We start from the raw sequence: 10,026 nt of genomic DNA on the forward strand, positions 1-10,026 counted from the left end.
GCACGGCTGAATTTTTCCCGAACCTATCAAAGCCCCTGCCATGAAGCTGACACTGGACACCGCGCGCACCTTTGCGCGCAACATACTGATCGCACAGAATGTGCCGCACGACATTGCTGACGATGTAGCCGAACATCTGGTCGAAGCAGACCGCTGCGGCTATGTCAGCCACGGCCTGTCGATCCTGCCCAACTACCGTCGCGCCATAGATGGCGGCAGCGTCGATATCGCAGGCCGCGCGGAATGCGTGCTCGACCGCGACATGCTGATGGTGTTCGACGGTCATGGTGGCTTTGGCCAGCACGTCGGCAAGAGCGTGATGCAGCAGGCCATCGAGCGTGTGCGCCAACACGGGCACTGCATCGTCACGCTGCGCCGCTCGCACCATCTGGGCCGCATGGGCCATTACGGCGAAATGGTAGCGGCGGCCGGCTTCGTGCTGCTGAGCTTTACCAATGTAATCAACCGCACGCCGGTGGTGGCTCCGTTCGGCGGCCGCGTGCCGCGCCTGACCACCAACCCGCTGTGCTTTGCGGGCCCGATGCCCAATGGCCGGCCACCGCTGGTCGTGGATATCGCCACCAGCGCCATTGCCATCAACAAGGCGCGCGTGCTGGCGGAGAAAGGCGAGCCGGCTCCCGAGCACAGCATCATCGATGCCGACGGCAATCCAACCACGGATGCGTCGGTGATGTTTGGCGAGCGGCCCGGATCGCTGCTGCCGTTCGGCCAGCACAAGGGCTATGCGCTCGGCGTGGTTGCGGAACTGCTGGCGGGCGTGCTGTCGGGTGGCGGCACCATCCAGCCCGACAACCCGCGCGGCGGCGTGGCCACCAACAACCTGTTCGCGGTGCTGCTGAACCCCGAGTTCGACCTCGGGCTGAACTGGGAACGTGGCGAGGTGGAAGCGTTCATCGAATACCTGCACGACACACCCACCGCGCCCGGGTTCGACCAGGTGCAGTACCCCGGCGAATACGAGGCCGCCAATCGCGCATTGGCGGCGACGCATCTCGATATCAACCCGAATATCTGGCGGAACCTGGAAACGCTGGCGCAGGAACTGAAGGTCGAGGTACCGGCCGGGTAGGCGAACATGCGCTCCCCTCTCCCGCCATGCGGGCGAGGGGAGAACACAATTGGCCCTTCACTCCTCGGACCTTTCCGAGACAAATGGCACAATACGCGCCATGCAACGTCTCTGGTCCGCTTTCGTCAAGTTCGTGCTGCTTGCCATCGTTGGTGGCATCCTGCTTCTGTCTTTTGCCGTCCTGATGGCCAACCGGCAACTGCCATCGCTCGATGCGCTGATGGCGTTCCGGCATTCGTCCGGCTATGTGAAGCTGGGAGACTTCCCACATACGCTACCCGAGGCCGTGGTCGCCATCGAGGATGACCGCTTCTATCTGCACGATGGCGTCGACTATGTGGGCGTGATGCGCGCCGGCATTGCCAACCTGTCGGATGAACTGTCGCAAGGCGCGTCGACCATCACGATGCAGGTGGCGCGCAACTTCTTCCTGTCGCGCCAGAAGACCTATACGCGCAAGCTCTACGAAATCCTGCTCGCCTACCGCATCGAAAACGCGCTGGGCAAGGACGAGATCCTCGAGCTCTACCTGAACAAGATCTACCTGGGCCAGGGTGCCTATGGCTTTGCGGAAGCCGCCGATACGTACTTCGGCAAGCCGGTCGATCAACTCACGCTGGCCGAATGCGCAATGCTGGCCGGCCTGCCCAAGGCGCCTTCGGCCAACAACCCCGTGGTCAACCCGCGCCGCGCGCGCCAACGACAGACGTATATCCTGCTGCGCATGATGGAACTGGGCCGCATCACGCGTGCACAGTACGACGCAGCGCTGCTTGAACCGCTGCGGCTGCGTTAGGCCTGTGGTGTCAGCGGGCGCCCGACTGTGGCGCCCTGCCCGTGCATGCTAGCCTGCCACGACCGGACCACACCGGTGCTAGGCGGAGGCAGCCATGGAAGGACTCTGGGGCGATATCTACGGCACGCTGCGCGCGGAGTTCGCGGACGTGCCCGATGTAAAGGAACTGACGCGCATCCTGTTGCGGCTGACGCTGGCCGTGTTTCTGGGTGGCCTGATCGGCTACGAGCGCGAGGCGGCCGGCAAGCCGGCCGGCCTGCGCACGCACATGCTGGTGGCGATGGGGTCGGCGCTGTTCGTGCTGGTGCCGTTGCAGGCCGGCGTGCCACTAACGGACATGAGCCGCGTGCTGCAAGGGCTGACGTCCGGCATCGGCTTTCTCGGCGCCGGTGCGATCATCAAGCTCAATAGCGAAGAGGATGTGCGCGGGTTGACCACGGCCGCCAGCATCTGGACCGTTGCAGCCATCGGCGTGGCCTGCGGGCTGGGCCGGGAATCCACTGCGGTCGTCGCCACGCTGTTCGGGCTCACGATCCTGCAGATCCTCTATCGCATCAAGAAGTAGCTTCAGGAGCCTTGGGAAGGCTTCAGGCTGCTTCCCGCAGCGTCACCTCGAACTTCTCGCGGTGACGCGCCACGGCTTCCTTGACGATCGGCTCCACGCCCTCGCCGCCGGTGCTGTCCATGTGCGCCAGGAACGCCCGCTTCATGCGCGGCTCCCAGAACTTCTTCACATGCCCGGCGATATCGCCCAGCGCTTCGTCGTGATCGGGCATGGCCTCGAAGAAGCTGCCGATCTGGTTGGCCATCTTGACCAGGTTCTCGATATGCATGCCTGACCTTATTCGGTATGGAATCGTTGGGGATGGCTGTAGACCACCATCGTGCCGCCGCGCACAAAGCCGGCCAGCGTGATGCCGGCCGTGTCGGCCAGGCGTACGGCCATGGCGGTGGGACCGGACACGGCGGCCAGCACGCCGGCGCCGATGGCCGCGGTCTTCTGCACCATCTCGTAGCTGGCACGGCTCGTGACGATCACGGCGCCGTGCGCGATATCTTCTTGCCCGCTGCGCGCCAGTGCGCCGGCCAGCTTGTCCAGCGCGTTGTGCCGGCCCACGTCCTCGCGCACCAGCGCAATCTCGCCATCGGCCCGCATCCAGGCAGCCGCGTGCGTGGCACCGGTGTCGCGCAGCAGCGCCTGCCGCCTGTGCAACGCGGCAAACGCGTGCTCGAACGCGCGCGGATCGAAGCTCGCCTCGCTGTGCACCGGCGGCGCGATGCGCATGACCTCGTCGAGCGATTCGGTGCCGCAGAGCCCACAGCCGGTGCGGCCCGCCAGCGTACGACGCCGGCCCTTGAGCTCGACGAACGCACCGGTGGCAATCTCTACCTTCACTGTGATGCCCTGCGCGCCCGACTCCACGTCGATGCCGTAGATGTCGCTGGCCGCGTCGACGATGCCTTCGCTCAAACTGAAACCCACGGCAAAGTCTTCCAGGTCGGCCGGCGTGGCCAGCATCACCGCGTGCGAGATGCCGTTGTATTCCAGCGCGACCGGTACTTCTTCGGCCAGATGGTCGACCTCCGCGGTCAGCACGCCATGACGCCAGCGGCTGACCGGGAACGTGCGCTGCGCCGGTACCTCTTCGGTACCGGCGGCGCTGTCCGGGCTGGGTACGTCCCGTTTCATTGCACCTCCCTGCTCATCCCGCTCAGCCTGCCTGCGCCGTTTCGCCAGCGGCGCGCAAGTGCGCGAGTTGCTCTTCGTTGAACGCCTGGTAGTTGCGCTGCCACGTGGACGGCTGCGCCACCGGCATCACCTGCACCGCCGTCACCTTGTACTCGGGGCAGTTGGTGGCCCAGTCCGAGTTGTCGGTGGTGATCACGTTGGCGCCCGACTCCGGGAAGTGGAACGTCGTGTAGACCACGCCCGGCTGCATGCGCTGGCTGACGATCGCACGCAGCACGGTCTCGCCCGCGCGGCTCTGCACGCCCACCCAGTCGCCGTCCTTGATGCCACGTTCCTCGGCGTCGTGCGGATGGATTTCCAGGCGGTCTTCGTCGTGCCAGTTCACGTTAGGCGTGCGGCGCGTCTGCGCCCCGACGTTGTACTGCGACAGGATGCGGCCCGTGGTCAGGATCAGCGGATACTTCTTCGTCACGCGCTCGTCGGTCGGCACATACTTGGTGATGATGAACTTGCCCTTGCCGCGGACAAAGCCATCCACGTGCATGGTCGGCGTACCGTTCGGCGCCTCGTCGTTGCAAGGCCACTGGATGCTGCCCAGCTCGTCCAGCTTCTTGTAGCTCACGCCCGAGAACGTCGGCGTCAGACGCGCGATCTCGTCCATGATCTCCGACGGATGCTTGTAGTCCATCGGATAGCCCAGCGCGTTCGACAGCAGGATGGTGGCCTCCCAATCCGCATAGCCGCCGGCCGCCGGCATCACCTTGCGCACGCGCGAGATGCGGCGTTCCGCGTTGGTGAACGTGCCGTCCTTTTCCAGGAACGACGAACCGGGCAGGAACACGTGCGCGTACTTGGCGGTCTCGTTCAGGAAGATGTCCTGCACGACGATGCATTCCATCGACGACAGCGCCTCGGACACGTGTTGCGTGTTCGGGTCGGACTGGACGATGTCCTCGCCCTGGCAGTACAGGCCCTTGAACGTGCCGGTCAGCGCCGCCTCGAACATGTTCGGGATGCGCAGGCCCGGCTCGGGGTTGATCTCCACGTTCCATGCCGATTCGAACTGCGTGCGCACGGTCGAATCCGACACATGGCGATAGCCAGGCAGTTCGTGCGGGAACGAGCCGATATCGCACGAACCCTGCACGTTGTTCTGGCCGCGCAGCGGATTCACGCCCACGCCTTCGCGACCCACGTTGCCGGTGGCCATGGCCAGGTTGGCGATGCCCATCACGGTCGTGGAGCCCTGTGCGTGTTCGGTCACGCCCAGGCCGTAGTAGATCGCAGCGTTGCCACCGGTGGCGTAGAGCCGTGCGGCGCCGCGCAGCAGATCGGCCGGCACGCCGGTGTTCACTTCGAGCGCTTCGGGTGAATTCTCCGGCAGTGCCACAAAATCGCGCCATTGCTGGAACGCGCGGTCCTCGCAACGCTCGGCAATGAACTCGTCAGCCAGCAGGCCTTCGGTCACGATCACATGGGCCATCGACGTCACCAGCGCCACGTTGGTACCCGGCCGCAGCTGCAGGTGATAGTCGGCGCGCACGTGCGGCGAATCGACCAGGTCGATCTGGCGCGGATCCACCACGATCAGCTTGGCACCTTCGCGGATGCGGCGCTTCATGCGCGAGCCGAACACCGGGTGGCCATCGGTCGGATTGGCGCCGATCACCATGATCACGTCGGACTTGGCCACCGAGCGGAACGTCTGCGTACCCGCCGATTCACCCAGCGTGGTCTTGAGGCCGTAGCCAGTTGGCGAGTGGCAAACCCGTGCGCAGGTGTCGACGTTGTTGTTGCCGAACGCGGCACGCACGAGCTTCTGCACCAGGTAGCCTTCTTCATTGGTGCAGCGCGACGACACGATGCCGCCAATCGAATCGCGGCCGTGCTCGGCCTGGATACGCTTGAACTGCGATGCCGCGTAGCCGATGGCCTCTTCCCACGACACTTCGCGCCACGGATCGGTGATCTTCGCGCGGATCATCGGCTTGAGGATGCGGTCCTTGTGCGTGGCGTAGCCCCAGGCGAAGCGGCCCTTCACACAGGCATGGCCTTCGTTGGCGGCGCCGTCCTTGTGCGGCACCATGCGCACCACCTCGTTGCCCTTCATCTCGGCCTTGAACGAGCAGCCCACGCCGCAGTACGCGCACGTCGTCACCACGTTGTGCGATGGCTGGCCCAGCTGGATCACCGAGGTCTCGGTCAGCGTTGCGGTCGGGCAGGCCGCCACGCAGGCGCCGCACGACACGCAGTCCGATTCCATGAACGGCTGGCTGGTGCCGGCCGCCACGCGCGAGTCGAAGCCCCGGCCGCTGATCGTCAGCGCGAACGTGCCCTGCGTTTCCTCGCAGGCGCGCACGCAGCGGTTGCAGACGATGCACTTGGACGGGTCGTACGTGAAGTACGGGTTCGACTCGTCCTTCTTCATCTTGGTGTGCGTGGCGATGGGGGCGGCACCGCCCGCGCCATCGGCATAGCGCACTTCGCGCAGACCCACCACTCCGGCCATGTCCTGCAGTTCGCAGTTGCCGTTGGTCGGGCAGGTCAGGCAGTCCAGCGGGTGATCGGAGATATAGAGCTCCATCACGCCACGACGCAGTTCGCCCAGCTTGCCGCTCTGCGTGCGCACCTTCATGCCCGCTTCCACGGGGGTGGTGCACGACGCCGGGTAGCCACGGCGGCCTTCGATCTCCACCAGGCACAGGCGGCACGAGCCGAACGGTTCCAGCGAATCGGTGGCGCAGAGCTTGGGCACACCGATGCCGGCTTCGGCAGAGGCGCGCATGACCGAGGTACCGGCGGGCACGGTGACGGATACACCGTCGATCTCCAGCGTGACCATCGTGTCAGTGTCGATGGCCGGAGTTCCGTAGTCGAAATCGTCGCGAGCGTTCAAGGGACGTCTCCCGTAATGCACTGCTAGTGAGGTTGCGCATCCCTTAGGGATGCGTCGTCTTGTAAAGATGCCGCCGCTTCAGGCAGCTTTTGCCGGTTTGGCCGATAGCCCGAAGTCTTCCGGGAATTCGTTCAGCGCGGACAGCACCGGGTACGGCGTCATGCCACCCATCGCGCATAGCGAACCCGCAAGCATCGTGTCGCACAGGTCGCGCACCAGCGCCACATGCTTGACCGGCTGGTCACCCGCGATGATGCGGTCGATCACCTCGACACCGCGCGTCGATCCGATCCGGCATGGCGTGCACTTGCCACACGATTCGATGGCGCAGAACTCCATGGCATAGCGCGCCATCTTCGCCATGTCCACCGTTTCGTCGAACACCACGATGCCGCCATGACCCACCACCGCGCCAAACGCGGCATAGGCTTCATAGTCCATCGGCGCATCGAAGCGCGACTCTGGCAGATAGGCACCGAGCGGCCCACCGACCTGAACCGCGCGGATGGCCCGGCCACTGCGCGTGCCACCGCCGAAATCGAACATCAGTTGGCGCAGCGTGATACCGAACGCTTTTTCAACCAGCCCACCTTGCCGGATGTTGCCGGCCAGCTGGAACGGCAGCGTGCCGCGTGAACGGCCCATGCCGAAGTCCTGGTAATACTTCGCACCGCGCGCCAGGATCACTGGCACCGTGGCCAGTGAAATCACATTGTTGATCACCGTCGGCTTGCCAAACAACCCTTGCAATGCCGGAAGCGGCGGCTTGGCACGCACCACGCCGCGCTTGCCTTCCAGGCTTTCGAGCAGCGCGGTTTCCTCGCCGCACACATAGGCCCCGGCGCCCTTGCGCACTTCCAGCCGGAAGCGCTTGCCGCTGCCACGGATGTTGTCGCCGAGCCAGCCGGCCTCGGTGGCCGTCGCGATGGCTGCTTCGGTGGCCGCGATCGCATGCGGGTATTCGGAACGCGTGTAGATGTAGCCCGCTTCGGCGCCGACCGCGAGGGCCGCAATCGTCATGCCCTCGATCAGCACGAACGGATCGTCCTCCATGACCATGCGGTCCGAGAACGTGCCCGAGTCGCCTTCGTCGGCATTGCAGACGATGTACTTGACGTCGGCCTGCGCGGCCAGCACGGTCTTCCACTTGATGCCGGTAGGAAATGCCGCACCACCCCGGCCTCGCAGGCCCGAGTCCAGCACTTCCTGCACGATCTGCTCGGGCGCCATCGACAGCGCGCGCGTCAGGCCAGCGAAACCTTCATGCGCGATGTAGTCGTCCAGTGACAGCGGATCGGTGATGCCCACGCGCGCAAACGTCAAACGCTCCTGGTTCTTCAGGAACGGGATCTCGTCGGTCAGGCCATGCGCGAGTGCGTGCTGGCCGCCGCTCGCGAAACCGGCATCGAACAACGCGGCGACATCGTCTTCCGTCACCGGACCATAGGCCAGACGTCCGGCATCGGTCTGCACTTCGACGAGTGGTTCGAGCCAGAACATGCCGCGCGAACCATTGCGCACGATGCGCACGTCGACACCGCGCTGCGCGGCCTCGCGTGCAATGGCCTGCGCCACTTCGTCGGCACCGAGTGCCAGTGCCGTGGAATCGCGGGGTACGAAGATGGTGGTGGTCATGCGCGCACCTCCTCGTCCTCGCGTACCGCATCGATCAGCTTGTCGAAGCGCCTGGCGTCGACGCGTGCATGGAGTCGCTCGCCAATCATCATCGCAGGCCCGGTCGCACATTGCCCCAGGCAATAGACCGGCTCCAGCGTGAACTGGCCGTCCGCGGTAGTCTCATGGAAATCGCAGCCAAGCGACCGGCATGCATGCGCGGCCAATGCATCGGCGCCCACGGACTGGCACGCCTCGGCACGGCATACCTGCACGACATGGCGTCCGGCAGGCTGTTCGCGGAAATGGTGATAAAACGTGATCACGCCATGCACTTCGGCACGCGACAGGTTCAGCGCCCTGGCAATGACCGGCACCGCATCGGCGGGTATAAAGCCCTGGCTGTCCTGGATATCGTGCAGGATCGGCAGCAGTGCACCGGGCATGTCGCGTCTTGCCGCGACGATGCGTGCGATGTCACCTGCTGGTTCGGTCCCGCCACTGCCGGCTGGCGCCGCCGTGGGGATGGCGATCTCTGGCATCTGCTTGTCTCCGAGCTTTTTATGGTTGGGTCCCGATATCGGCTTTTTTCTGCATATTCGGGAACACCACAACGGGCTTTTCGGCCTCTTTATGCGACTATAGAACCGTGTTTTGCACCGTTCAATATGCTATTTTCCGCATATGCTACGCATCTCAATCCTTCCACACCTCCAAATCCGCGACGACACCGCCCCGGGACCCGCGCCGGCGCTGGATGTGTCGCGTCTGGTGGCCTTGCTGGGCCTGATCGAATCCACCGGCAACATTGCCCAGTCGGCGGAAGCGATGGCGTTGTCTTATCGCTACGCCTGGGGAATCTTGCGCGATGCGGAAACGCTGTTCGGCGGTGCGCTGATCGCCAAGACGCGTGGCCGCGGCTCCACGCTGACGCCGCTGGCGCAGCAACTGGTGTGGGCCAGCAAGCGCATTGCCGCGCGCCTGTCGCCCACGCTGGACAGCCTGGCGTCGGAACTGGAGATCGAGCTCAAGAAGCTGATGGCCGCCACCGACCCGGCGGTACGCATCCATGCCAGCCACGGTTTTGCCGTGGCCGCGCTGCGCGATTTCCTCGATGAACAGAAGGTACGGCACGACCTCAAGTACTGCGGCAGCCTCGAAGCCGCGGCCGCGCTGTCCGAGGGCGCCTGCGATGTGGCGGGCTTTCATGTGCCGATTGGTGACTTCGAGGAAGAAACGCTGCGCGGCTTCTCGCGCTGGCTTGATCCTCACAAGCACTGCCTGATCCACCTTGCCACGCGCCAGCAGGGCCTGTTCGTGCGGCCCGGCAATCCGCTGGGCGTGAAGTCGCTCGACGACCTGACACGCTCCGACGTGCGTTTCGTGAACCGGCAGCTTGGCTCCGGCACGCGCCTGCTGCTGGACCTGATGCTGGCGCGGCTCGGCATCGACAGCAACCGCATCGAAGGCTTCACCAATGGCGAGTTCACGCACGCCGCAGTAGCCGCCTACATCGGCAGCGGCATGGCCGACGTGGGTTTCGGTGTGGAAACCGCTGCACGGCGCTTCGGCCTGGAATTCGTGCCGATACTCAAGGAGCGCTATTTCTTCGCATTGGAAAAACACGCACTGCAAAGCCCCGCGCTAGCCGGTGCGGTGAGCGCATTGAAAAGCAGCACCTTCCGCGAACGCGTCAACGCACTACCAGGCTATGACGGCGAACTGACGGGAACGGTGCTGACGTTCGAGGAGGCGTTTCCGGGGGTGGTGTTGTAGAAATTCAGTTGCGCTGATTCGTTTTGCTCCCCTCTCCCGCACGCGGGAGAGGGGCCGGGGGTGAGGGCAATGAGGTTCAAATTGCGGCTTGTCTCTGATTGAATCGCTGGCCCTCACCCCCACCCCTCTCCCACTTCGCGGGAGAGGGGAGCGCATAACCAGCG

General features: G+C 64.8%; 9 protein-coding genes. 4 read left to right on the forward strand and 5 right to left on the reverse strand.

Annotated features, from left to right (window positions below):
- Positions 1-40 precede the first annotated feature (40 nt).
- The 3 genes from ACO550_RS13955 to ACO550_RS13965 all read left to right on the forward strand — a co-directional run bounded on the left by ACO550_RS13955 (position 41) and on the right by ACO550_RS13965 (position 2,451).
- Positions 41-1,090, forward strand: coding sequence for an Ldh family oxidoreductase (locus ACO550_RS13955; protein WP_315597889.1), 1,050 nt, complete (start codon positions 41-43; stop codon positions 1,088-1,090).
- 100 nt (positions 1,091-1,190) lie between these two features.
- The gene (locus tag ACO550_RS13960; protein ID WP_315597888.1) at positions 1,191-1,886 is read left to right on the forward strand and encodes a transglycosylase domain-containing protein; all 696 of its coding nucleotides are present in this window, start codon (positions 1,191-1,193) and stop codon (positions 1,884-1,886) included.
- Between the two features lie 94 nt (positions 1,887-1,980).
- Entirely contained in the window at positions 1,981-2,451 is a 471-nt protein-coding gene (locus ACO550_RS13965) for an MgtC/SapB family protein (protein WP_315597887.1), read from the forward strand.
- Positions 2,452-2,473: 22 nt separating this feature from the next.
- Here the strand turns inward: ACO550_RS13965 and ACO550_RS13970 are convergent, their stop codons facing one another.
- From ACO550_RS13970 to ACO550_RS13990, 5 genes are all read right to left on the reverse strand, one after another.
- Positions 2,474-2,719, reverse strand: a complete 246-nt coding sequence (locus ACO550_RS13970) for a formate dehydrogenase subunit delta (protein WP_315597886.1) — start codon at positions 2,717-2,719, stop codon at positions 2,474-2,476.
- An 8-nt stretch (positions 2,720-2,727) separates the two neighbouring features.
- Entirely contained in the window at positions 2,728-3,576 is an 849-nt protein-coding gene (fdhD, locus tag ACO550_RS13975; RefSeq protein WP_315597885.1) for a formate dehydrogenase accessory sulfurtransferase FdhD, read from the reverse strand.
- Positions 3,577-3,598: 22 nt separating this feature from the next.
- The gene (fdhF, locus tag ACO550_RS13980; protein WP_315597884.1) at positions 3,599-6,472 is read right to left on the reverse strand and encodes a formate dehydrogenase subunit alpha; all 2,874 of its coding nucleotides are present in this window, start codon (positions 6,470-6,472) and stop codon (positions 3,599-3,601) included.
- Between the two features lie 78 nt (positions 6,473-6,550).
- Positions 6,551-8,107, reverse strand: a complete 1,557-nt coding sequence (locus tag ACO550_RS13985; RefSeq protein WP_315597883.1) for a formate dehydrogenase beta subunit — start codon at positions 8,105-8,107, stop codon at positions 6,551-6,553.
- Positions 8,104-8,628, reverse strand: a complete 525-nt coding sequence (locus tag ACO550_RS13990; RefSeq protein WP_315597882.1) for a formate dehydrogenase subunit gamma — start codon at positions 8,626-8,628, stop codon at positions 8,104-8,106. Before ACO550_RS13990 ends, ACO550_RS13985 begins: the two co-directional genes overlap by 4 nt.
- A 142-nt stretch (positions 8,629-8,770) precedes the next feature.
- On the opposite strand from ACO550_RS13990, the gene ACO550_RS13995 reads away from it, so the two are divergent.
- Positions 8,771-9,862 (forward strand): substrate-binding domain-containing protein, encoded by a 1,092-nt coding sequence (locus ACO550_RS13995; protein WP_315597881.1) that lies wholly within the window; start codon positions 8,771-8,773, stop codon positions 9,860-9,862.
- The last annotated feature ends 164 nt before the right edge of the window (positions 9,863-10,026 follow it).

Source organism: Cupriavidus sp. (assembly GCF_057315035.1).